21 protein-coding genes and 1 tRNA gene are annotated in these 23,132 nt (G+C 62.9%); 13 read left to right on the forward strand and 9 right to left on the reverse strand.

What is annotated here, in order from left to right; all coding sequences use genetic code 11:
- Nucleotides 1-81 precede the first annotated feature (81 nt).
- Together ACZ5TH_RS11545 and ACZ5TH_RS11550 are read left to right on the forward strand one after the other, a co-directional pair.
- A complete protein-coding gene (locus ACZ5TH_RS11545; protein WP_464794000.1) occupies nt 82-714 on the forward strand; it encodes a DUF1326 domain-containing protein in 633 nt (210 codons plus the stop codon).
- The gene (locus ACZ5TH_RS11550; protein ID WP_464794001.1) at nt 698-1,531 is read left to right on the forward strand and encodes a DUF2182 domain-containing protein; all 834 of its coding nucleotides are present in this window, start codon (nt 698-700) and stop codon (nt 1,529-1,531) included. The genes ACZ5TH_RS11545 and ACZ5TH_RS11550 overlap by 17 nt, the downstream gene beginning before the upstream one ends.
- Nucleotides 1,532-1,611: 80 nt before the next feature.
- On the opposite strand, the gene ACZ5TH_RS11555 is transcribed toward ACZ5TH_RS11550, so the two are convergent.
- On the reverse strand, nt 1,612-2,976 hold the full coding sequence (locus tag ACZ5TH_RS11555) for an aspartate aminotransferase family protein (protein WP_464794002.1): 1,365 nt from the start codon (nt 2,974-2,976) through the stop codon (nt 1,612-1,614).
- A gap of 337 nt (nt 2,977-3,313) precedes the next feature.
- Here ACZ5TH_RS11555 and putA point away from each other — a divergent pair, with 337 nt between their 5' ends.
- Nucleotides 3,314-6,919, forward strand: coding sequence for a trifunctional transcriptional regulator/proline dehydrogenase/L-glutamate gamma-semialdehyde dehydrogenase (gene putA, locus ACZ5TH_RS11560; protein ID WP_464794003.1), 3,606 nt, complete (start codon nt 3,314-3,316; stop codon nt 6,917-6,919).
- 45 nt (nt 6,920-6,964) lie between these two features.
- Here putA and ACZ5TH_RS11565 read toward each other — a convergent pair whose 3' ends face one another.
- Entirely contained in the window at nt 6,965-7,741 is a 777-nt protein-coding gene (locus tag ACZ5TH_RS11565; RefSeq protein ID WP_464794004.1) for a 3-keto-disaccharide hydrolase, read from the reverse strand.
- A 219-nt stretch (nt 7,742-7,960) separates the two neighbouring features.
- Nucleotides 7,961-8,047, reverse strand: a tRNA-Leu gene (locus ACZ5TH_RS11570).
- Nucleotides 8,048-8,189: 142 nt separating this feature from the next.
- On the opposite strand from ACZ5TH_RS11570, the gene ACZ5TH_RS11575 reads away from it, so the two are divergent.
- The gene (locus ACZ5TH_RS11575; protein WP_464795105.1) at nt 8,190-8,948 is read left to right on the forward strand and encodes an alpha/beta fold hydrolase; all 759 of its coding nucleotides are present in this window, start codon (nt 8,190-8,192) and stop codon (nt 8,946-8,948) included.
- The gene (locus ACZ5TH_RS11580) at nt 8,945-9,775 is read left to right on the forward strand and encodes a tetratricopeptide repeat protein (protein ID WP_460987090.1); all 831 of its coding nucleotides are present in this window, start codon (nt 8,945-8,947) and stop codon (nt 9,773-9,775) included. The genes ACZ5TH_RS11575 and ACZ5TH_RS11580 overlap by 4 nt, the downstream gene beginning before the upstream one ends.
- A gap of 6 nt (nt 9,776-9,781) precedes the next feature.
- On the opposite strand, the gene ACZ5TH_RS11585 is transcribed toward ACZ5TH_RS11580, so the two are convergent.
- Nucleotides 9,782-10,486 (reverse strand): SIMPL domain-containing protein, encoded by a 705-nt coding sequence (locus tag ACZ5TH_RS11585; protein WP_196224975.1) that lies wholly within the window; start codon nt 10,484-10,486, stop codon nt 9,782-9,784.
- A gap of 103 nt (nt 10,487-10,589) precedes the next feature.
- Between ACZ5TH_RS11585 and ACZ5TH_RS11590 the strand changes: the two genes are divergently transcribed.
- Genes ACZ5TH_RS11590 through ACZ5TH_RS11600 form a run of 3 tightly spaced genes read left to right on the forward strand, consistent with a single transcriptional unit; the run spans nt 10,590 to nt 12,210 of the window.
- Nucleotides 10,590-11,024 carry a VOC family protein gene (locus ACZ5TH_RS11590; RefSeq protein ID WP_464794005.1) on the forward strand — a complete coding sequence of 145 codons (435 nt, stop codon included), beginning with the start codon at nt 10,590-10,592 and terminating at the stop codon, nt 11,022-11,024.
- A gap of 4 nt (nt 11,025-11,028) precedes the next feature.
- Nucleotides 11,029-11,751, forward strand: a complete 723-nt coding sequence (gene gloB / locus ACZ5TH_RS11595; protein WP_464794006.1) for a hydroxyacylglutathione hydrolase — start codon at nt 11,029-11,031, stop codon at nt 11,749-11,751.
- Between the two features lie 57 nt (nt 11,752-11,808).
- On the forward strand, nt 11,809-12,210 hold the full coding sequence (locus ACZ5TH_RS11600) for a hypothetical protein (RefSeq protein ID WP_449470635.1): 402 nt from the start codon (nt 11,809-11,811) through the stop codon (nt 12,208-12,210).
- A 3-nt stretch (nt 12,211-12,213) separates the two neighbouring features.
- Here ACZ5TH_RS11600 and ACZ5TH_RS11605 read toward each other — a convergent pair whose 3' ends face one another.
- The 3 genes from ACZ5TH_RS11605 to ruvA all read right to left on the reverse strand — a co-directional run bounded on the left by ACZ5TH_RS11605 (nt 12,214) and on the right by ruvA (nt 15,713).
- Nucleotides 12,214-13,956 carry an AMP-dependent synthetase/ligase gene (locus tag ACZ5TH_RS11605; RefSeq protein ID WP_464795106.1) on the reverse strand — a complete coding sequence of 581 codons (1,743 nt, stop codon included), beginning with the start codon at nt 13,954-13,956 and terminating at the stop codon, nt 12,214-12,216.
- Between the two features lie 132 nt (nt 13,957-14,088).
- Complete coding sequence (gene ruvB, locus ACZ5TH_RS11610; protein WP_449470636.1) at nt 14,089-15,108, reverse strand: Holliday junction branch migration DNA helicase RuvB; 1,020 nt, start codon at nt 15,106-15,108, stop codon at nt 14,089-14,091.
- Nucleotides 15,105-15,713: a Holliday junction branch migration protein RuvA gene (ruvA, locus tag ACZ5TH_RS11615; protein WP_464778572.1), complete on the reverse strand. Its 609-nt coding sequence runs from the start codon at nt 15,711-15,713 to the stop codon at nt 15,105-15,107. Before ruvA ends, ruvB begins: the two co-directional genes overlap by 4 nt.
- A 136-nt stretch (nt 15,714-15,849) precedes the next feature.
- Here ruvA and ACZ5TH_RS11620 point away from each other — a divergent pair, with 136 nt between their 5' ends.
- Genes ACZ5TH_RS11620 through ACZ5TH_RS11630 form a run of 3 tightly spaced genes read left to right on the forward strand, consistent with a single transcriptional unit; the run spans nt 15,850 to nt 18,450 of the window.
- Nucleotides 15,850-16,425 (forward strand): peptidase S14, encoded by a 576-nt coding sequence (locus ACZ5TH_RS11620; RefSeq protein ID WP_464794007.1) that lies wholly within the window; start codon nt 15,850-15,852, stop codon nt 16,423-16,425.
- 40 nt (nt 16,426-16,465) lie between these two features.
- Complete coding sequence (locus ACZ5TH_RS11625) at nt 16,466-17,104, forward strand: DUF1345 domain-containing protein (protein WP_464794008.1); 639 nt, start codon at nt 16,466-16,468, stop codon at nt 17,102-17,104.
- A 44-nt stretch (nt 17,105-17,148) separates the two neighbouring features.
- Complete coding sequence (locus tag ACZ5TH_RS11630) at nt 17,149-18,450, forward strand: methyltransferase family protein (protein ID WP_464794009.1); 1,302 nt, start codon at nt 17,149-17,151, stop codon at nt 18,448-18,450.
- A 1-nt stretch (nt 18,451) separates the two neighbouring features.
- Here ACZ5TH_RS11630 and ACZ5TH_RS11635 read toward each other — a convergent pair whose 3' ends face one another.
- Entirely contained in the window at nt 18,452-19,825 is a 1,374-nt protein-coding gene (locus tag ACZ5TH_RS11635; protein WP_464794010.1) for a glutamate--cysteine ligase, read from the reverse strand.
- Nucleotides 19,826-19,937: 112 nt separating this feature from the next.
- Nucleotides 19,938-20,684 carry a 16S rRNA (uracil(1498)-N(3))-methyltransferase gene (locus tag ACZ5TH_RS11640; protein ID WP_464794011.1) on the reverse strand — a complete coding sequence of 249 codons (747 nt, stop codon included), beginning with the start codon at nt 20,682-20,684 and terminating at the stop codon, nt 19,938-19,940.
- An 87-nt stretch (nt 20,685-20,771) separates the two neighbouring features.
- Here ACZ5TH_RS11640 and ubiA point away from each other — a divergent pair, with 87 nt between their 5' ends.
- Together ubiA and ACZ5TH_RS11650 are read left to right on the forward strand one after the other, a co-directional pair.
- A complete protein-coding gene (gene ubiA, locus ACZ5TH_RS11645) occupies nt 20,772-21,674 on the forward strand; it encodes a 4-hydroxybenzoate octaprenyltransferase (RefSeq protein WP_464794012.1) in 903 nt (300 codons plus the stop codon).
- Entirely contained in the window at nt 21,671-23,119 is a 1,449-nt protein-coding gene (locus ACZ5TH_RS11650) for a phospholipase D-like domain-containing protein (protein WP_464794013.1), read from the forward strand. Before ubiA ends, ACZ5TH_RS11650 begins: the two co-directional genes overlap by 4 nt.
- Nucleotides 23,120-23,132: the final 13 nt, after the last annotated feature.

Below are 23,132 nucleotides of genomic sequence, written 5' to 3' on the forward strand. Positions count from 1 at the left end.
GGCAGAGCAGGCTCGGCCTGTTGAACAACAGCAAAAGCTGCTATGCTGACCCCGTCCAAGACTCAAGGCGGGAGAGGTCCCATGGCCACGCGCTGGACCATCAAGGGCAAGGAATTTGTCCACTGCAATTGCGCCTATGGTTGTCCCTGCCAATTCAATGCGTTGCCGACGCATGGACATTGTCAGGCCGTTGCCGCGATCGACATCGAACAGGGTCATCATGATGGCACCGACCTTTCGGGCTTGCGCATCGGCCTGATCGTTGCCTGGCCGGGGCCGATCCATGAAGGCAGGGGCGAAGCCGTTCCGATCGTCGATGAACGGGCGGACGCGGTGCAAAGAGAAGCGTTGCTGCGCATCATGAGCGGGCTGGACACTGTGCCCGGCGCCACCTTTTTCCAGGTTTTTGCCACGACCTACACCAAGGTGCACGATCCCGTATTTGCGCCCATCGACCTACGGGTGGACATTGACGGCCGATCCGCCCGGCTGAACGTTCCCGGCTGGATCGACGCGCGTGGCGAACCGATCGTCAACCCGGTGACGGGAGAAGCGCATCGCGCGCGCATCAACCTGCCCCAGGGTTTTGAATATGATGTGTGCGAGGTCGGTCGCGGTTGGGCGAAAACCCAGGGGCCGGTCGATGTGCAGCTCAGCGATTCCCATGCGCAGTTCGCCGAGCTTCACCTGACCGAGAGTGGCGTTGTCCATTAGGCCGGTGCCACCACCAGACGGCACCCCTTCTGTTGTCCATCAGCTATTGTCGCGAAACAACCTGATCGTCGGAGCGGCGCTGCTGCTGCTGGTGATGATGGCCTGGATGTGGCTCATTTCCACGCCGGACGCCTCAATGGGGGACATGGCGGGGGAAGGAATGGCAGACATGCCGATGGGCGCGATGCCCATGGCCATCCAGCCCTTGTCGCCCAGCTATTTTCTCGCCGCCTTCGCCATGTGGTCGATCATGATGGTCGCCATGATGCTTCCTTCCGCCGCGCCCATGATATTGCTGCATGCGCGGATTGATCGAGCGACCAGTGACTATGCGCGTTTGCTGCACAGCCTTACGGTCATGGGCTCTTATCTGCTCATATGGATAAGTTTTTCAGCGATCGCGGCTGGTGCACAGGCCTTGCTGCTGCATGGTGGCTATTTGTCCGCCGCGACCTTGTCTCTGGGTGGTCGCCTGGGCGCTGCTGGCCTGTTGCTGGTGGCGGCTTTCTATGAATTGACGCCCGCCAAGCATCGCTGCCTGGAAAACTGCCAGTCGCCGCTCATCTTCATTCATCGCTACTGGCGCCCCGGTGCAGGCGGCGCGTTCCAGATCGGCATGCGGCATGGACTTTATTGTCTGGGCTGCTGCTGGGCGCTGATGCTGCTGCTGTTTGTGGGCGGCGTCATGAATCTCGCCTGGATAGCATTTTTCACATGCCTGGTCGCAGCCCAAAAGATGGCGCCGCCGCGCTGGCGGTTGGACCGATGGACCGCTGCATTCCTGTTTTTCGCGGCACTGTCTGTCGCGCTTCGCTGACGCTAGGTGAGCCGCGCGGCAACCGGGGCCGGACCGGAGCAACCGCTGCGTCGCGCAGCCGTTACTCCGATGCCGGACTGTCAGCCGATGGTTTCTTCGAAGATAGCCATCGTACGTTCGAACCGAGCGAACAGATCATCAAGCTCTTCGGCGGTGATGATCAGCGGCGGGCAGAAGACGATCGTATCGCCCAGCGCCCGCACGATCAGGCCCTGCGTCAGCCCGATTTCGACCAATCGCGCCCCGGCCTTTGCTGCGGGGTCGAAGCTGGTCCGGTTTTCAGGATCGGCATAAAGCTCGATGGCGCCGACCAGGCCGACCCCACGTACTTCGCCCACATATTTGCGGCCTTCATAGCTCCGTAACGCCTTCTGGAATTGCGGCATCAACGACTGCACGTGGCCGACGACATTATCTTCTTCGTAGATTTTGAGTGTTTCCAGCGCGATGGCGCAGCTGACCGGATGGCCCGAATAGGTGAAGCCGTGGCCGAAGGTGCCGATGGTGCCGCTGTTCCGGGCGATCGGCGCATAGACCTTCTCATTCACCATCACGGCGGAGATCGGTGCATAGCCAGATGACAGCCCCTTCGCCGTGGTGAGGATATCGGGCTTCATGCCGAAAGTGGTCGAACCGAACATCTCACCTGTCCGGCCATAGCCGCACACCACTTCGTCCGCGACGAGCAGCACGTCATATTTCGCCAGTACCTTCTGGACCTTTTCGAAATAGGTAGTCGGCGGCGTAAGCACCCCGCCCGCACCCATGACCGGTTCGGCGAAGAAGGCAGCGACCGTCTCCGGCCCTTCTTCCAGAATGAGCTTTTCAAGATTGTCGGCGAGTCGGGTCGCGAAATCCTCTTCGCTTTCGCCCGGTTCGGCGTAGCGGAAGTAATGCGGGCAATCGGTATGCAGAATATTATGGATGGGCAGGTCGAAATCGCGATGATTGGTGACAAGCCCGCTCAGGCTGGCCGACGCCACGGTAACGCCGTGATAGGCATTGCGTCGGGCGATGATCTTCTTCTTCTCCGGCTTGCCGATGGCATTATGATAATACCAGATCAGCTTCACAGCAGAGTCGTTTGCTTCAGATCCGCTGTTGGCGAAGAACACCTTCGACATCGGCACGGGCGCGATCGACAGCAGCTTGTTGGCCAGCGCGATCACGGCTGGATTGGAACGGCCGGTGAAGGTGTGATAATAGGGTAATCCACGCAGCGCTTCGCTGCCCGCCTTGGCCAGACGCTCGTTGCTGAAGCCCAGAGAGGCGCACCACAGCGCTGATACAGCTTCAAGATAGCGGTTCCCCCGATCATCTTCCACGAAGACGCCGTCCCCCTTTGTTATAACGAGGGGACCGACCTCAGGATGGGTCGCCAAATTCGTGAAGGAGTGGAGGTGAGCTGCAATATCAGCTGCAGCATTTTCTCTGGGATCGTACATTATCTTCGTGCTTCCGATCTTTTAGAAACTGACATTTCGGCCGTCCCGGAGATGGATATGCGCCCGACGACCATTACGCGCAGAATGTGGGGATCGACTTACCCTCATCCATGCAGGGAAGTAGCGTGCCCGCCGGATGCATAAGAATTTTGTGGACACTTATCAACACATGATCATGGGACGGGGCGGTTTGTCTGAGATTTCCGTCGATTGAAGGCGGCGAACAAGTCCAGATAGAGTGATTTTCCAGCTTTTCCCCGACCGGGATGCTGAATTGGGTCAATCCATCCATATATGCGATTCTCAGGCCCAATGATGGAGGGTAGTTGGAGCTGCCATGACCCGACGCGTGCCCTTCCAAGGCTTTGCGCCGCCCATACGTCCCCAGTCACCTCTTCGGCGAGCGATCACCGCCGCCTACCGGCGGGAAGAGCCCGCGTGCATCGCGCCGCTGCTGGAAGCCGCGACTCTTGAGCCATCGGATCGCGAAGCGATCAGAAAACTCGCCCGCCTGCTCGTGACCACGCTCCGCGCCAACCACAGGGGCAACGGCGTGGAAGGGCTGATCCAGGAATATTCACTTTCCAGTGAAGAGGGCGTGGCGCTGATGTGCCTCGCCGAAGCATTGCTGCGTATCCCCGATCAGACGACACGCGACGCATTGATCCGCGACAAGCTTTCTGGTGGCGACTGGGGATCGCATCTGGGCGGCGGCAAATCACTGTTCGTCAACGCAGCGACATGGGGCCTGGTCGTGACCGGCAAGCTGGTCGGCAGCGTCGATGATTATGGGCTGGGCGCCGCGCTTACCCGGCTGGTGGCGCGCGCGGGGGAGCCAGTGATCCGTCGCGGCGTGGATCTCGCCATGCGGATGATGGGCGAACAGTTCGTGACGGGCGAGACGATCGAGCAGGCATTGAAGCGAGCTCGCAGGCTGGAAGCGAAGGGCTTCCGCTACAGCTACGACATGCTGGGTGAGGCGGCGACGACCGGGGCCGATGCCGACCGCTATCATGCCGATTATGAGCGTGCCATTCACGCGATCGGAAAGGAGGCGCGCGGACGCGGCGTGTATGAAGGCCCCGGCATCTCGATCAAGCTTTCGGCGCTGCATCCCCGCTATGCCCGCTCTCAGGCGGATCGGGTGATGGGGGAATTGCTGCCCCGCGTGCGGCAACTGGCTCTGCTCGCCAAAAGCTATGATATCGGCCTCAACATCGATGCCGAGGAAATGGACCGGCTCGAACTCTCCCTCGACCTTCTCGAAAGTCTGGCGACAGATGCGGAATTGGCCGGATGGGAGGGCCTGGGGTTCGTCATTCAAGCCTATGGCAAGCGCTGCCCCTTCGTGATCGACTGGATCATCGATCTTGCCCGGCGTTCAGGACGCCGCATGATGGTCCGTCTGGTGAAGGGCGCCTATTGGGACGCGGAGATCAAGCGTGCGCAGGTGGACAGCCTTGCCAACTTCCCGGTCTACACGCGCAAGGCGCACACCGATGTCGCCTATATCGCTTGCGCAAAAAAGCTGCTTGCGGCCCCCGATGCGATCTTTCCGCAATTTGCGACCCATAATGCGCAGACCCTCGCGACCATTTACCGCATTGCCGGGCCGGATTTCAGCGTCGGCCAATATGAATTTCAGTGCCTGCACGGCATGGGAGAGCCGCTATACGAACAGGTCGTGGGTAAGGAAAATCTCGACCGCCCGTGCCGCATCTATGCGCCGGTTGGCACGCATGAGACGCTGCTAGCCTATCTGGTCCGCCGCTTGCTTGAGAATGGCGCCAACTCCTCCTTCGTCCATCGTATCGCGGACCCGGCCATATCGGTCGATGACCTGATCGCTGATCCGGCCGAGGTGGTCCGTGCCATGCCCCATCCCGGCGCGAAGCATGACCTGATCGTCCTGCCTGCCGATCTGTATCCCGATCGGCGCAATTCAACCGGCTTTGACCTTAGCGATGAAAGCACGCTCGCCGCCCTGTCGCAGGCCCTTCGCGAAAGCGCGGCGATCGAATGGATGGCGGCCCCGACCTTCGGTTCAGGCGAGGAGCGCGCCATACGCAATCCGGCCGATCATCGGGACAGGGTCGGCACGGTGGTGGAATTGGCGGCCGGGGACGCCGCAGCCCTCATGTCCCGTGCCGCGACATCCGATTGGGGTAGCGGGCCGGTGGAGGAGCGCGCAGCCATTCTCGAACGCGCCGCCGACGCGATGCAGGCGCGCATGCCCATCCTGCTCGGCCTGTTGATCCGCGAAGCCGGAAAATCTCTTTCCAACGCGATCGCGGAGGTTCGCGAGGCGGTCGATTTCCTCCGCTATTATGCCGCGCAGGCACGGGCCAATCTCGGCGCCGGGCAGGAGCCTCTGGGACCGATCCTGTGCATCAGTCCGTGGAATTTTCCCCTCGCGATCTTCACTGGGCAGGTCGCTGCCGCTCTGGTTGCAGGCAATCCGGTGCTGGCAAAACCCGCAGTCCAAACGCCACTGATAGCGGCGGAGGCCGTGCGCTTGCTGCATGAGGCGGGCGTGCCCCGGCATGCTCTGCAACTGGCGCCGGGCGATGGCGCGTTGGGCAGCGCTCTGGTGGCGGCACCGGAAACCGCGGGCGTCATGTTCACGGGATCGACCGCCGTCGCGCGACTGATCCAGGGCCAGCTTGCCAAGAGGCTTTCACCTGCAGGCCGCTCTATTCCGTTTATCGCCGAAACGGGCGGACAGAACGCGATGATCGCCGACTCGTCTGCTCTCGCCGAACAGGTGGTTGCGGACGTGCTGGTCTCCGCATTCGACAGCGCGGGTCAGCGCTGTTCCGCGCTGCGCATACTCTGCCTGCAGGAAGAGGTGGCGGATCGCATTCTCCTGATGCTCAAGGGCGCGTTGGGGGAAATGCGCGTTGGCAGCACCGATGCGCTGAGGATGGACATCGGCCCGGTGATCACGCAGGCAGCAAAGAGGACGATCGATCAGCACATCGCCAGAATGCGCGAGCGCGGAAAACGGGTTGATCAACTCACCCTGCCTGCCGAGGCGGCACACGGCACCTTCGTTGCGCCAACGATTATCGAGATCGATGATATAGGCGAACTGGAGCAGGAGGTTTTCGGCCCGGTCCTGCATGTCGTGCGTTTCCGCCGGGAGCGGTTGGGCGCGCTGATCGATTCGATCAACGCCACTGGCTATGGGCTGACCTTCGGCCTTCACACCCGGCTCGATGAGACCATCTCTTATGTCACATCGCGGGTGAGGGCGGGCAACCTTTACGTGAACCGCAACATGATCGGCGCAGTTGTCGGCGTCCAGCCGTTCGGGGGCTGTGGGCTCTCTGGAACGGGACCCAAGGCTGGTGGGCCGCTTTATCTTAATCGGCTGGTGACGCGCCCATCCGCTTTCGGACGGAAGTCGCGGCATCCGGCTTCACCCATCCATGATTTCGCGAACTGGCTGGAAGCAAAGGGCGAAATGGGCAGCGCAGCGAAAGCGCGCAACTATGCCGCCGCCTCTGCTTTGGGAGCGGAACGCGCGCTCGCCGGACCAGTCGGGGAACGTAATCTTTACACCCTGCATCCCCGTGGTCAGGTGTTGATGATACCGCAGAGCCGGGATGGCTTGTTCGAACAGATGGCCGCCATCCTTGCGACCGGGAACCGGGGCGTGGTTGCGGAGGCGCTTCCCGACGATCTGCCCCCAAATGTTGCTGCTGCATTTGCTGGCCTGCCTGACGGGCCTTGCGCAGTTGCCTTGGTGGAAGGAGACGGATCAGTGGTGGCCCGAGCCGTGGCGGAAGTCGCGGCGATGCCCGGGCCGGTCATATCCGTTCACGCAGCCGAGCAGGACCAGCCCCTTGCCTATCATTGCGATTGGTTGCTTGAAGAAGTGTCGATCTCCATCAACACGACCGCTGCCGGAGGTAATGCCAGCCTGATGATGATCGGATAAGCGCTTACGCCGACGCTTCCATAGCCGATCCCTTCACGGATTGCGCTACAGCAGCTTCAGCCGGATGTTGCGGAATTCCACCTTCATCGGCGGACCTACATGCGCCTGCATCCCGATTTCGCCCTTGCGCCGACGATCCGCCGACTCATCGATCGCGGCCGCCATCAATTGGCCGTTCAACAGATGGTAGATGGCCGGACCCTTGGCGATGATATGGGCTTCGTTCCATTCCGCTTTGATCGCTGCTTTCAGAGGGCCGGGCTCACCAATGGAACCAATTATTTGCGACGGCGGTGACGTTGTTCGCGCAAACTGACCACGGCGGGCGATAAAGCCGCGCCCCCGCTCCTCATAGACCATGGCGGTGAAGAGATTCCGGCCGTCGATATCGAACTGTAATCCTGACATGGCGAAGCGGTTGGTGGGGGTGATCTCGTCTTTGACAACGGTGCTGCGATAGTTGACCCCGCTATTGCCTTCAGGGGTGATCCGATACTCCGCCTTCAATTCGAAATCCTCGGGCTTCCCGCCTTCCCAGATCAGGAAAGTGTTGCTCCGAAGCAGGGTGTCCGGCGTCACTTCGCCAACTATGCAGCCGTCTTCCACGCGCCAGTATCGCGGATCACCGCGCCAGCCCGCCAGGGTGCGACCGTCAAACAAGGATCTGAACCCCGGCCCATCACCGTCAACCGGCCGGGGCATCAGGGGCATGGCTTTTGGTGCAGGTGCCTCTGGCCGTTGCGTCGCCACGGCCAAGCGCGGGAACAGCGTCAACGTGGTCGCTCCGGCGATGAACGTCCGACGTCCGGTCCTTTGATCCATGCTGCTCTCCAATGTCGATACGCTGGTTCGACGATTAACAGCATGGTCGCGAAAAGTCCTGCTTGGTCAAGCCGGGTACCGCCCGCACCGCCGGAAGGATCATCAAAAGCGATATATTACTGGAGATTATAATTGGATTTCGCAGGACAGCGTCCGGCAATTTTCTGTCGAAAGCGCTGTAAAATCAGTCGCTCGCTTGGCGCCTTTAGCGTCCAAAAATGGTGCCCAGAAGAGGACTCGAACCTCCACGACCTTGCGATCGCCAGCACCTGAAGCTGGTGCGTCTACCAATTCCGCCATCTGGGCACGGGGTAGGACGGCGCGATTAGCCGTTGGTCCTCACACTGTCAATTCCGTGGCGGGCATTATTTTTCTTCCTTTCTGGTTTTCTGCGCGTCAGCGTCTATTGCATCAGGCAGGACGCATTGATCGCCAGTGGAGACAGCCGATAGCCCCCTTCCAAGCCGCGCCGCTGGCGCTGTTCGCCCGTCCCGATGGGGTCCGGCTCGCATATCGGTATCGTGCGGGCGCGGGGCCGACCATCGTCTTTCTGCCGGGCTACATGTCCGACATGGAGGGCGGCAAGGCGGTGGCCATCGACGCCTGGGCGGCGGAGACCGGAAGGGCGATGCTGCGGCTCGACTATGGCGGCAACGGCGTCAGCGAAGGCCGCTTTGAGGATGGCACGCTCGCCAGCTGGCGCGACGATGCGCTGCTGTTGATCGACGCCCTGACGGACGGGCCGTTGCTGCTGGTGGGGTCGTCCATGGGCGGCTGGATTGCCCTGCTCATCGCGCTGGCTCGCCCTGACCGCGTTGTCGGGCTGGTCGGCATCGCGGCCGCGCCGGATTTCACCGAATGGGGCTTTAGCGACGCAGACAAGGCTTTGCTGGCCACCCAGGGGCGGCTGACCGAACCCACGCCCTATGGCGATCAGCCGCTGGTGACGACGCTTGCCTTCTGGCAGTCGGGGCAGGCGCTTCGCTTGCTGAACGGTCCTGTCGCCATCGATTGCCCTGTGCGGCTGATTCAAGGGCAGGAGGACCGCGACGTCCCTTGGCAGACCGCGCTGCGGCTGGCCCAGCGCCTGCATTCATATGATGTGCAGACGCTGCTGATTAAGGATGGCGACCACCGTCTGTCGCGCGATGGCGACATTGCATTGCTGATCCACACTCTCGGCAGTCTTTTGGACAATCTTCGATGAGCTTTATCCTTCCGTTGCTGCTTTTGACGCCGCAAGCCTATGATCCGGAAATTGAGGCGGTGATGAACCGGCCCAAGAAGGAGGCGCAGGCGCCCGCACCAAGCCCCGCTGCTGACGGTCGCATTCCCGTTCCGGAAAAATATGCGAAGCCTTTCCAGGCCTGTCTCGACGAGGCGCTTCAATCGCCTGAGCAGGGCGTCGCGTTCGCGCAGAAATGGCGGCTGGAAGGGGGCAGCTTCTACGCGCGCCATTGCATGGGTTTCGCCTATGCCCGGGCGGAGCGGTGGGCGCCCGCCATCGTGTCTTTCGAGCAGGCTGCTGATGAGGCTGAGCGCAGCGGTGAAATGGCGCAGAGCGCGCGCTTATGGGCGCAGGCTGGTAATGCAGCGCTAGCGGCGGGCGATCCCGCCAAGGCGCGCACCAGTTTCGACGCGGCACTGGCGCGCGGCCTGCCCGATGGCGTGGAAAAAGGCGAAACGCATCTCGATCGTGCCCGCGCCCTCGTCGCGCTGGGTGAGGTCAAGGAAGCGCGCGATTCGCTCGATGTGGCTCTGGCGCAGGTGCCGCAGGACCCGCTGGCGTGGCTGCTCTCGGCCACGCTCGCCCGCCGCGCGGGGGAGTTGAAGCTGGCGCAGGCGCATATCGCGCGGGCGGTGCAGCTCTCTCCCGATGATGCGTCGGTGGCTTTGGAGGAGGGCAATATCGCTGTCCTGACTGATCATGCCGACATCGCCCGATCGGCCTGGCAAAGAGCAGTCAAGCTCGCGCCGCAATCGCCCGCAGGCAAGGCGGCCGCCGATAATCTCACCCGGCTGCCGCCCGCCTGAGCCCGTCTATTTAAGGTAGAAGTCGACGGTCGTGACGACGCGGACCTTCTTGTAGGGGGTGTCGCTCGATCCGTCCGCCTCTCCATCGCGTGGATCGATGGAAAAATAGCCCTGGGTGGCGCTCTTGATGCCGCCGACGCTTGCGCCGCTGTCGCGCGCGAATTGCTCGGCCGCGGCGCGGGCATCGCGGGTCGCGGCGGCCACCATGGGCGGCTTGACGTCGTTGAGCTTTGTGAAGCTATAGCGCATGCCGGAACCCTCCTGCAGCGTGACGCCCCGACGGACCAGATCGAACTGCTGCGCGACTGCTCGCTGAGCGCGGGCGATGTCGGTCGTGCGCAACAACATGCGCTGTGTGATGGTGATCGTGTTGACGCCGTTATTGATATATTGATTGACGCCCGCGCCCGTGGGGGTCAGCGCCTCCGGCTTGAAGCCGAGGCTTGCGAAATAGGCCTTCAGCTCTCGCGTATTATTGTCGATCTCCGCACGCACCGCAGGCAGGTCGAAGCCGGTTGCGGCATAGCTGATCGACCAGGTCGCAAGGTCGGCCGTGACATTGCGCTCCGCCAGACCCCTCACTGTGACTGACCGGTCCGCAGCTTTCGCGCGCTTCAGCCCGTCACCCAGCAGATAGCCGCCGCTGACCAGCCCCAGCGCCAGCAACCCGGCACAGCCCAGCAGCACCTTGTCGCGATACTCGATTGCCATTCGCGTCTCCTCTTCCATCCACGCCTGCGCCGCCCTATCTTGAGATCATTCCTGCCATTGCCGAGATGAACCGTTGCTTGATAGCGACGAACGGAGCGACTGCTTGACCAAATATCTGCATACGATGATTCGCGTGACTGACGTTGACCGCACGGTCGCCTTCTTCAAGCTGTTGGGGCTGGAGGAGCAGAAACGCTTCGACAATGAAAATGGACGCTACACCCTCGTGTTCCTCGCCGCGCCGGGGGATGAGGATGCTCAGGTGGAGCTGACCTACAACTGGCCACCGGAAGATGGCAGGCCAGCGGAAAGCTATGGCGAAGGTCGGAATTTCGGCCATCTCGCCTATCGCGTCGATAATATATATGACGTGTGCCAGCGGCTGATGGATGCGGGCGTGACCATCAACCGCCCCCCGCGCGACGGCCACATGGCCTTTGTCCGCACGCCCGACAATATCTCGATAGAATTGTTGCAGGACGGATATCTTGATCCTGCCGAACCTTGGGCGTCGATGCCCAATACCGGCGTCTGGTAAGCCCATGTTGAGCGTTGTCCGAATCCCGGTGCTGTCCGATAATTATGTCTGGCTGCTGCACGATGATGCCAGTGGCGAGACCGTGGTGGTCGACCCGGCGGTGGCGGACCCTGTGCTGGCGGCGGCGGCCGAGCGGGGCTGGACCATCAGCCAGATCTGGAACACGCATTGGCATGGCGATCATGTGGGCGGCAACGCGGCGATAAAGGCGGCAACCGGCTGCCGGATCACCGGGCCGACCGCAGAGGCGGCCAAGATCGGCACGCTCGACCGCCCAGTGGGGGAAGGGGATGAGGTTCGCATCGGCGATCATGTCGCCACCGTGATGGAGGTGCCCGCCCATACGGCGGGGCATATCGCCTATCATCTGGCTGGCGATCACATCATCTTTGTCGGCGATACGTTGTTCGCCATGGGTTGTGGGCGGCTGTTCGAAGGGACGGCGGATCAGATGTTCGCCAACATGGTTCGGCTCGCAGCGTTGCCGGATGACACGATGGTCTATTGCGCTCATGAATATACGCAGGGCAATGGCCGTTTTGGCCTGACGATCGAGCCGGACAATGAAGCACTCGCCGACCGCATGGTGCAGGTCGATGCTGCCCGTGCACGCGGCGAGGCCACGGTGCCCACGACCATCGGACTGGAGCGCGCGACCAACATCTTCATGCGCGCGAGCGACGCGGATGAGCTGGCTCGCCGCCGCAAGGCCAAGGATACCGCCTGACGGTTCGGGCGTTACGCCGACGTCTCAATTTATGGAGAGATGTGCAGGAGGATTGCCATGCGTGCATCGATATGTCTGGTGCCACTGATGCTGGCAGCGTGCGCAGGCGGTAGCGAGCCCCCGCGCCTTACGGAGAAGCAAGCGGCCCGGCTTGAGGCTGCACTGGAAGGCAAGGTCGCGGGCGAGCCAGTCAACTGCGTGAGCCGCTATCCGGGCTCCAGCCTCACCGCTGTCAGCGAAAGCGTGTTGCTGTACCGGGTGAGTGGGCGGCTGATCTATCGCAACGACCTGATCGGCAGTTGCACCGGGTTGGGGAGGGGCGACACCCTCATCATCAAGCCGACAGGTTCGCAATATTGCCGGGGCGATCTCGCGCGGAGCGCCGATCTGGTCACCGGGTCGATCACCGGCGGTTGCGCGCTGGGGTCTTTCACGCCCTATCGCACCCCCGGCCGCTGAAGGTCAGCCCTTGTAGAGCGCGTCCAGCCGTTCCTGATAGCGGGCCCTGATGACGTGGCGGCGGATCTTCATCGATGGCGTCATCTCGCCATTTTCGATGGTGAAGGGTTCGTCGGCCAGGATGATGCGTCGGACCCGCTCTGTCACGGACAATTCTTCATTCACCCGATCGACTGCCGCCCTTAATGCTGCCTGATAGGCGGCGTTGGATGCGGTGTCGTCCGCGTCAAGGCCGTGCGCCGCCGCCCATTCGCGCGTCCACTCGGCATCGGGCACCAGCAGCCCGACCAGATGCGGACGCCGGTCGCCATAGACCATGGCCTGACCGATCTCCGGCTGTAGCGTCAACATGCCCTCGACCTTCTGCGGCGACACATTGTCGCCCTTGTCATTGACGATCAGGTCCTTCTTGCGATCGGTAATGCGGATGCGGCCCTTGGCGTCGATCTGGCCAATGTCGCCGGTGTGCAGCCATCCGTCCTTCAGCGCCTTTTCGGTTTCGGCCGCATTGCGCCAATAACCCTGCATCACCAGTTCGCCGCGCACCAATATCTCGCCATCTTCGGCAATCCTGACCTCGACCCCATCGAGCGGCGGGCCGACCGTGTCCATGGCGATGCCCGCGCTCGGCCTGTTGCAGCTGACGACTGGTCCCGCCTCCGTCTGGCCATAGCCCTGCAGCAGCGTCAGCCCCATGGCGTCGAAGAACAGGCCGACATCCGGATTGAGCGGCGCGCCGCCCGATACCAGTGCCTTCATCCGCCCGCCAAAGCGCTTGGCGATCTTGGGCTTCAGCGTCCGGTTCAGCAGCAGCTTCATCGGCAGGTCGGCGATCGATATGTTACCGTTCTGCTCCTTCGCGGCGATCCGCAGCGCTTGCGCCAGCAGCCAGGCGGGGAACTTGCCCTGCTTCTCGATCGACTTGATGATCCGGGCGCGCAGCACCTCGAACAGGCGGGGCACGACGACCATGATCGTCGGGCGCGCTTCCTCTATGTTGCTGGCGAGCTTTTCCAGCCCTTCCGCATAATAGATTTGCCCGCCCAGCATGATCGGCAGGAATTGTCCGCCGCTATGCTCATAGGCGTGGCTGAGCGGCAGGAAGGACAGGAAAACTTCATCCCCCCAGCCGAAATCCTCCGCGACCAGCCTGCCCGCGCCTTCGATATTGCACAGTATCGCGCCGTGATGCTGCATGACGCCGCGTGGCGCACCACCTGTGCCGCTGGTATAGATGATGCAGGCGAGGTCATCCCGTCCGGCCGTCTGTTCGGCGGCGCAGGCGTCGGGATCGGCGATGCGGGACGCGACCATGTCGGCCCACAGATGGCAGGACAGATCGCCCTGCGCGCCCCGGAGCGGTTCCATGCCGATGATGAAGCTCGCCTGCGATCGCAACACGGCGGGCATCAGCGTCTGCGCCAGCTTGGCCGTCGACACGATCACCGCGCGGGCGCCGCTGTCCGTCAGGATATGCTGATGATCGCGCGTGGTGTTGGTGGTGTAGGTCGGCACCGTCACGCATCCCGCCGCCATGATGGCGAGGTCGGCAATGCAGAATTCGGGGCGGTTCTCGCTCACCAGCATGACGGGGTCGCCCGGCTTAAGCCCCTGCGCCTTGAGCGCGGCGGCAAGTCCCGCCACCTGCAACGCCACCTCGGTCCAGCTGAGCGATTGCCAGCCGCCAGCCGTCTTGCGCCAAAGGAAGGGGAGGTCGCCCATTTCCTTCGCCCGGGCGAAGAACATGGTCACCAGATTGGGATACTGTTCGATCGCCCGCAAAGCAGCGCAACTCCTTGATTCAAGAGCGCGTCCGATGCGCGCATCCGCTCCTTGCCGACGCTATAGCCGCGCCTTGCCGTAGCGGTCACGCATTTTTCAGTCGAACAGCCCGTCCTGCAACCCGGCGGGCGGATTGAGCCCCAGATGCTTCCAGCCCGGCCCATTCAGGCAGCGGCCTCGCGCCGTGCGGGCGATCAGGCCAAGCTGGATCAGATAGGGTTCGATCACCTCTTCGATCGTATCGCGCGGTTCCGACAGACCGGCCGCCAGTGTTTCCACGCCCACCGGCCCCCCGCGATAGATGTCGGCGATCATCATCAAATAGCGCCGGTCCATCAGGTCGAGGCCCAACTGGTCGACCTCCAGCCGCCTTAGTGCCGAGTCCGCCGCCTTGGCGTCCACCGCTTCGACGCCCGCGACATTCGCAAAGTCGCGTACCCGCCGCAGCAGGCGCCCAGCGATGCGGGGCGTTCCGCGGGATCGCCGGGCAATCTCGATCGCCCCGTCGGAAGTGATGCCAAGGTCCAGCAGCCGCGCCGCGCGTCGCACCACTAGTTCCAGTTCCTCGACGGTATAGAATTGCAGCCGCACCGGAATGCCGAAGCGATCTCGCAGCGGTGTTGTCAGCAGTCCTTGCCGTGTCGTCGCGCCGACCAGGGTGAAGCGGGGCAGGTCTATCCGCACCGACCGGGCCGACGGACCCTCGCCGATCATCAGGTCAAGTGCCCGGTCCTCCATCGCCGGATAAAGCACCTCTTCCACCGCCGGGTTGAGCCTGTGAATCTCATCCACGAACAGCACGTCGCCCTCATCCAGATTGGTCAGCAGTGCCGCCAGATCGCCCGATTTGGCGATCACCGGCCCCGACGTTGCGCGAAATCCGACCCCCATTTCCTTCGCCACGATCTGCGCTAGCGTTGTTTTGCCCAGCCCCGGTGGGCCAAAGAACAGTACATGGTCCAGCGCATCGCCACGCTGCTTTGCCGCTTCGATAAAGACCCGCAAATTGCCGCGCGCAGCCTCTTGCCCGATGAACTCGGTCAGGGATTTGGGCCGCAGGGCAGCATCCACATCCTCCGCCCGGCGCGTGGAGGCGATCAGCCGTTCCTCGCTCACTTGGCCGCCTTCCGCAGCGCCAGCCGCACCAGCGCATCCAGCGTCGCGCTATCGCCCAGCTCTTCCTCCGCAGCAGCAACCGCGCTGCTCGCCTCGGCAGGCTTGAAGCCGAGATTCTGCAGGGCGGAAATCGCATCCGCGCCCAATCCTCCGGCCATGACGGGCGCGATGCCCGCGCCCAACACGCCGCCAGCGCCGGGCGCCGCGCCGATCTTGTCCTTCAACTCATTGACGATCCGCAGCGCCAGCTTCGGCCCCACGCCATTGGCGCGCGCCACCATCGCCTTGTCCCCGGTCGCCACTGCGCGATGCAGTTCGGCCGGTTCGAGCGCCGACAATATCGCCAGCGCCACGCGCGATCCCACGCCCTGCACGCCGATCAGCAGGCGGAACCAGTCGCGTTCCTCGCCGCGTGCAAAGCCGACCAGCCGGATCGAATCCTCCGACACCAGCATTTCGGTATGCACCGTCACCGCTTCGCCTACCGGCCCCAGCGCCGACAAGGTGCGCGATGATGCGCCGACGAGATAGCCCACGCCCCCCACGTCGATGATCGCATGGTCGGTGCCCGTGCTATCCAGCCGCCCTTTGAGTTTCGCGATCATGCCCCGCACCCTTTGGTCATGATCTGTTCTTTACAGCCTCTAAAGGATAGCGCCAGTCAAAAGCGCGCCTGCCTTGGCACCAATTCCTCCGCCGGACGTAGTGCAGCCCGATCCCTAGTCTATCAGGAACCCATTGATGTCGACGCAAGCGCCCTTGCTCTCACCCCAGGACTTCGCCTGTCCCGCTATCCGCCTCTCCGGTCCCGTCGACCAGTCCATGTATCTGTACTTCAAGGACGCGCTGGCGGGGGCGCCCTCCGAGGGGCTGGTGGTGACAGAAATTTCGACGCTTGGCGGCGATCCCGAAATCGCCCGGATGATGGGCGAGGATATCCGATTCCATTCGGAACTCAGCGCCGCGCGGCGGCTGGTGTTCCTCGGGAAAACCGCTGTTTATTCGGCGGGCGCGACCTTCATGGGCTTTTTCGCCAAGGAGAACCGCTACCTCACGCGGGGCACGCGAGTGATGATCCATGAACGGCTCATCACCAAGGAGATCAACCTTCAAGGCCCGCTGTCCACCTGCATTGCACCGCTAAGGGCTGCCCTGAACGAGATTGAGGCGTCGATCGCCATCCAGAATGAAGGCTTTTCCAACCTGATCCTGGGCTCCAGCATCTCGCTTGACGAAGTGCTGAAGCGGGCACCGGAAAATTGGTATCTCGAAGCGAATGAAGCCGCGACGCTTGGTCTGGTGGCGGCGGTGCTCTGAGCCGCTTGCCAGCCTCGTCATTTTGCGGCTTTCTGCGCGGATGAAGTCTTCTTCCTCCCACTCTTCGGTTTTTCCCTTGCGTTACGGCATGTTCCTGGTGCTGCTGGCGACCGGCTTGCCATTCGGCTGGTTGATGCCTTGGCATCAGGCGCTGATGGCCGGGTTCGATTGCGCCTCTCTCGCCTTCATTGCTGTGGCCGCGCCGCTTCTGAAAGCCGACGCCAAACGCATGCGCCGCGCCGCGCAGGAAAATGATGCCAATCGCCGCCTGATGCTGCTCCTGACGGGTATCGTGTCACTGGTGGTGCTGGTCGCGGTGGGGGCGGCCGTCAGCCAGCATGACGGCCCCAACGCAGCGACCATTGCGCTGTTGCTGGTGACGCTGGCGCTTGCCTGGCTCTTTTCCAACCTCGTCTATGCGATGCATTATGCGCATCTCTTCTACTTGGCCGATCCGCGCGGGAAGGATCAGCAGGGCATCGACTTCCCGGGTACGAAGGAGCCCGGTTACAGCGATTTTCTCTATTTCGCCTTTACCCTCGGCATGACCTTCCAGACGTCCGATGTCACGGTGACTGGCACATCCATGCGTCAGGTGGTGACCGCGCATTGCCTCGCGGCGTTCCTGTTCAACCTTGGTATTCTGGCCTTCACGATCAATGTACTGGGCGGCGTCTGAGGCGGCTTCACGGCTTGCTTACCATTTCCCGTCATAAGCCGGGCATGTCTTCCGCTACCGATCCTTGTCCGCCCTCTGCCGTCAGCCATGGCGTAGGCTTCGCCGGGCTGGCCGGTCTTGCCCTTTGGGCGGTGGTGGCGCGACATTATGGGATGAATGGCCCCAATGCGGGCTTCGCGGCGGCGATCGCCTGCGGGCTGCCGATGATCTTGTGGTCGCTGCTGGTGGACAAGGTTCATCGCAATGCATCGACAGGTATCGACTGGCAGGCACCTCCCCGACCATGGCGCGCCGTCCTCGAGATCAGCCTCGTCAAGATCGCTGGCCTTTGGGCGACATGGATGGCGATCGCGATCTTCTACTGTTTGGCCCGCTGGTACTGGAGCGGAACCTATCATTATTCCATGAACCTGTTCATGGGCGCGGCCCCTTGGCTTGTGCTGTTCTCTGTCCCTTATGTCGTCTGGCTGGATCGGCGGCTGGTCGAACCCCGCGATGCCACCCATGCCTTTGGACAATGGATCATCGGGGGAGCAGCGGGCGCGCCGGACATGGCGCAGGTCGCCAATCATGCCCGCGCATGGGCGGTCAAAGGCTTCTTCCTTGCCTTCATGCTCTCCATCGTGCCTGGCAATTTTGCCAGCGTGGTGGACTGGCGGTTGGATCATGCCTTCGCCAATCCAGTGAACCTTGCCGCCTTCCTGATCGCGGTCATGTTCATGATCGATGTCTGTATGGCGACGGTCGGCTACCTGCTGACATGCAAGCCGCTCGATTCCCACATACGCTCGGCCAATCCGTTGCTGACCGGTTGGGTTGCGGCGCTGATCTGCTACCCGCCCTTCGTGCTGATGGGGTCGGGGGGGCCGCTCGACTATCATGCAGGCGGCGCGGAATGGGACGTTTGGACGCAGGGACATACGACCTTGCAATGGATATTGGGCAGCTGGCTCGTCCTGCTAACCGCCATCTATGCCTGGGCGACGGTGGTGTTCGGCATCCGCTTTTCCAACCTCACCCATCGCGGCATCCTGACCCATGGGCCGTATCGCTGGACCCGTCACCCCGCTTACCTGTCGAAGAATCTCTTCTGGTGGTTTTCGGCGCTGCCCTTCCTCACGGTCTCGGGAAGCCTCACCGACATGGTGCGCAATTGCGCGATGCTGGCGGCGACCAACGCCGTCTATTATTGGCGCGCCCGGACGGAAGAAGCCCACCTCTCCACTGATCCCGCCTATCGCGACTACAGCGAATGGATGGAGCGCAACGCGCCTGTGCCACGTCTGTTCGCGTGGGCAACGGGCCGCCGCCGCAAGACTCAAACAGCCCTGACGCCAGCGGAATAGGTTAGAAGCTTTCCTCGGCGTAGACGCGCGAAAGATCGCCCGCCCATTCGCCATGATAGCGCGCGAGCAGACCTTCGGCATGCGTCCGCCCAGCCGCGACGATCTCGTCCAGCGGTGCCAGATAGGCGGTTTCATTGTCGCCGATATCGTTCAGCCGCGCCCGCGCCCTCAGCCCGCTGCGGCTGATATCCAGTACTTCGGCCGCGATGTCGCGCAGCTTGCGCCCGCCCGGCAACGGCGCATCCAGCGCCAGCTTCGGCGCGGCGTCGCGCAACGTCTGGCGGTCCTCCATGGTCCAGTCCTTCACCAGATCCCAGGCTGCGTCCAACGCGCCCTGATCATAGAGCAGGCCAACCCAGAAAGCGGGGAGGGCAGTGATGCGATCGGCGCGTCCGCCATCGGCCCCGCGCATTTCAAGGAAGCTCTTTAGCCGCACTTCGGGGAAGGCGGTCGACAGATGATCTTCCCAATCCTTCTCGGTCGGCTTCTCGCCGGGCAGAATGGAAAGCTTGCCCTCCAGGAAGTCGCGGAAGCTGAGGCCCGCCGCATCGATATAGCGGCCGTCGCGATAGACGAAGTACATCGGCACATCGAGTGCATAGTCCGCGTACCGCTCATAGCCAAAGCCGTCCTCGAACACGAAGGGCAGCATGCCCGTGCGGTGCGGGTCGGTGTCCGACCAGATATGGCTGCGATAGGACAGGAAGCCGTTGGGCTTGCCTTCGGTAAAGGGCGAATTGGCGAACAGCGCAGTTGCCAGCGGTTGCAGGGCCAGGCCGACGCGGAACTTCTGCACCATGTCCGCCTCGCTGCCATAGTCGAGGTTCGTCTGAATGGTGCAGGTTCGCAGCATCATGTCGAGGCCCATCGTGCCTACGCGCGGCATGTGCCGCAGCATGATGTCATAACGCCCCTTGGGCATCACCGGCAGTTCGTCGCGTGTCTTGTCGGGCCACATGCCCAGGCTCAGGAACCCCAGGCCCAGCATGTCGCCGACATATTTGACCTGTTCCAGATGCCGTTGCGTCTCCGCGCAGGTCTGGTGAAGATTTTCCAGCGGCGCACCGGACAGTTCCAGCTGACCCGCCGGTTCCAGGCTGACCGTTCCATCGGCTCCGGACAGGGCGATGATGTTATCGCCCTCAAACACCGGGCTCCAGCCATAGCGGGTGAGGCCGATCAGCAGCGTGTGGATGCCGCCCTGCTCGCTGTAGGACGGCGCATGATGATCCGTCCTGGAATAGACGAACTTCTCATGCTCGGTGCCGATGCGCCAGCGATCCTTGGGCTTTGCGCCCTTGGAAAAGGCCACGATCAGCTGTTCGCGGCTTTCGATGACGGGATCGTTGCCCCCTGAGTCGGTTCTCGTGCTCATGCCCCGCCTTAGCCTGTCCCCCTTGCGCGTCAATCGACAGCGCGCGGGGGACAAATAGGTTGCGTCCACCGGGGCTGCAATCCCATTTCGGATTGCAACTGGAACAGCTATCCTATCGCCAGTCGCCGTTCAGCGTCATCCACGCCGACGTCGCGGCGATCGCCGCCGTCTCCGCGCGCAGGATGCGAGGGCCAAGGGACACGGGCACGGCCCTAGCCCCAGCGCGGATCGCCTCCCGTTCTGCCGGGTCGAAGCCGCCCTCCGGCCCGATCAGGAACGCCGCAGGGCCTTGATGCGCGCGCAGCGTCTCGTGCAGCGGCTCACCCCCGCTTTCATCGGCGAAAAACAGCCAGCGATCCTCCGGCCAATCGCGCAGCAACGCGTCCAGCTTCACCATGCCGCCGAGATCAGGAAGCGCGGTGCGCCCGCACTGCTCGGCTGCCTCGACCAGATGCGCGTGCAGCCGGTCGAGGTTGAGCTTGTCCACCACCGCCCGGCGGGTCAACACTGGCTGCAACTTGGCGACACCTAGTTCGCAGGCTTTTTCCGCGATCAGGTCGATGCGGCCTTTCTTGATCGGGGCGCAGCATAGCCAGAAATCGGGCACATCCTCCGGTGCCTTGGTCTGGCTGACGCATTCCAGCACCAGATCGCGCTTGCGCATGTCCCGCACCCGCGCGGCCCATTCGCCGGACCTGCCATCGAACAGCAGGACGATGTCGTCCGGCTTCACCCGCATCACGCTGATCAGATAATGGGCCGGGTTGCCATCGATCGGCACGGCCACGCCGTCGCCCAACTGCGTTTCGACATGCAGACGCGGCGCGCTCTGCGGCGGCCAGGCAGGGGTTGCGGTCATATAGCAATGCTCCGTTCGGGCTGAGCTTGTCGAAGCCCTCCACTTCTCTAAAGAGGAAGAACGGCCCTTCGACAAGCGAGCGTGACGTTGAGCGACACCATAGTCCCCGATACCGAGGCCCGCGGCCTGCTCGCGCGCTTGCCCGCGATCCCCCGCGCGCTTGCGCTGCTGGCTCGGCTCGATCGTCCGATCGGCTGGTGGCTGCTCTTCTGGCCGGGCGCCTGGGCGGTGGTTCTGGCGGGCGGGGCAGGGGAGCGCTGGCCTCTGATCCTTTGGCTGTTGCTCGGCAGCATCGCGATGCGGGGCGCCGGTTGCGTGTTCAACGACATCGTCGATCGCGATCTTGACCGGAAAGTCGCCCGCACCGCCGCCCGGCCGCTCGCGAGCGGTGCTCTTTCCCTGCGTACCGCCTGGGCATGGCTCATCCTGCTTTGCCTCGTCGGCCTCGCGGTTCTGCTGCAACTGCGCCCTTATGCGCAGATCGTGTCGCTCGGCAGTCTCGCGCTGGTCGCCGCCTATCCCTTCATGAAGCGGATCACCGGCTGGCCGCAGCTTTGGCTAGGCATCGTTTTCTCCTGGGCGGCGCTGGTCGGCTGGAGCGAGGTCGCAGGAGCGCTTAGCCTGCCGGGGCTACTCCTTTACGCAGGCACCATCTTCTGGGTCGTGGGTTATGACACCATCTATGCTCTGCAGGACCGGGAGGATGATGCGTTGATCGGTATCGGGTCGAGCGCCTTGTCGATGGGCCGCCATGTGCGCGGCGGCGTGACGCTCTGCTACCTGCTTGCGCTTTCCCTCTGGGCTGCCGCCCTTTGGCAGGTGCGGCCGCAATGGCTTGCTCTCGCCGCCCTGCTGCCGATGGCGGCTCATCTTTTCTGGCAGGTGGGCACGCTCAAGGAGGATGGAGCCGATCCCCTAACCAAGTTCCGCTCCAACCGCTTTGCCGGGCTGCTGATGTTCCTCGGCTGCCTCGTCGTGGGGAGTGCATGAGCATGCCGCAAGAGGGTGAGGATTGCTGGCGCATCGCCCGCGCCGCAAAAGCCAGCGTCATTATCGACGCGGATTGCTATTTTCGCCACGCGCGCGCCGCCATGCTCAAGGCGAAGCGTCGGATCATGCTCATCGGCTGGGACTTCGACGCGGCGATCAGTCTGATCCGCGAGGATGAGGTCAAGGACGGAGCCCCGGTCATCATCGGCGACTTCATCAGCTGGCTTGTCGCGCAAAAGCCTGACCTCGAAATCTTCCTCCTGCGTTGGGACATCGGCGCGATGAAGTCGATGGTGCAGCCTGCCAACCTCTTCACCACCGTCAAATGGATGGCGCACAAGCGCATACAGGTGAAGCTGGACAGCCATCACCCGCCAGCGGCTTCGCACCATCAGAAGATCGTCGTGATCGACGATTGTTTCGCCTTTTGCGGCGGCATCGACATGACCAGCGACCGTTGGGACACGCGCCATCATCGGGACGAGGATCCCGGCCGCCGCCATCCGGACGGTTCCGCCTATGGGCCATGGCATGACGCGACCACGGCCTTACAGGGCGATGTCGCGATGGTGCTGGGCGACCATGCCCGCGCCCGTTGGAAGGGGGCTGGCGGCGGCGATCTGGAGCCGATCTTCGGCGAGCATGATTGCTGGCCCGACGCGCTGCCGGTGCAGTTCGAAAATGTCGATATTGCCATTTCCCGTTCCGCGCCGGAAATGGACGACCAGCAGCCGTTGCGAGAGATTGAGCGACTCTATCTGAACCAGATCGCGTCGGCGAAGCGGACCATCTATGCCGAAAGCCAGTATTTCGCCTCCCGCCGCATTGCGGAGGCAATCGCCGCGCGGCTGGGTGATCCCGATGGGCCGGATATCGTCATCATCAATCCGGAACAGGCCGATGGCTGGCTGGAACAGCAGGCGATGGATACCGCCCGCGCGCGCCTGTTTGAGGCCCTGCGCGCCCGCGACACATACGGTAAGCTGCGCATCTACCATCCCTTTACCGTGCGTGGTGAGCCCATCTACGTCCATGCCAAGATCATGATCGTGGATGATCGAACCGTGCGCGTGGGCTCGTCCAACATGAACAACCGCTCGATGCGGCTCGATACCGAGTGCGACGTGACGATCGACGGGGCACTGCCCGTCAATGCGGGGCACGAAACGACCATCCTAGGCATCCGTGATGACCTGATCGCCGAACATCTGGACCTGCCCGTCGAGCGGGTGGCGGCCGTCATCGCCGAGCGCGGGCTGATTGCCGCGATTGAGCAACTGCGCGACAAGCCCGGCCGCACCCTGCGTCCCTATGTGACGCCGAATCTCAACGACGTGCAGGCGTGGCTGGCCGACAATGAAGTGCTGGACCCCGAAGGGCCTGAGGAGATGTTCGAGCCGGTTGCCGACCGCAGCCTGTTCCGCCGCATGCGCAAGAAGCGCTGAAGCGCCGCCGCTT

Source organism: Sphingobium sp. TomTYG73 (genome assembly GCF_055394245.1).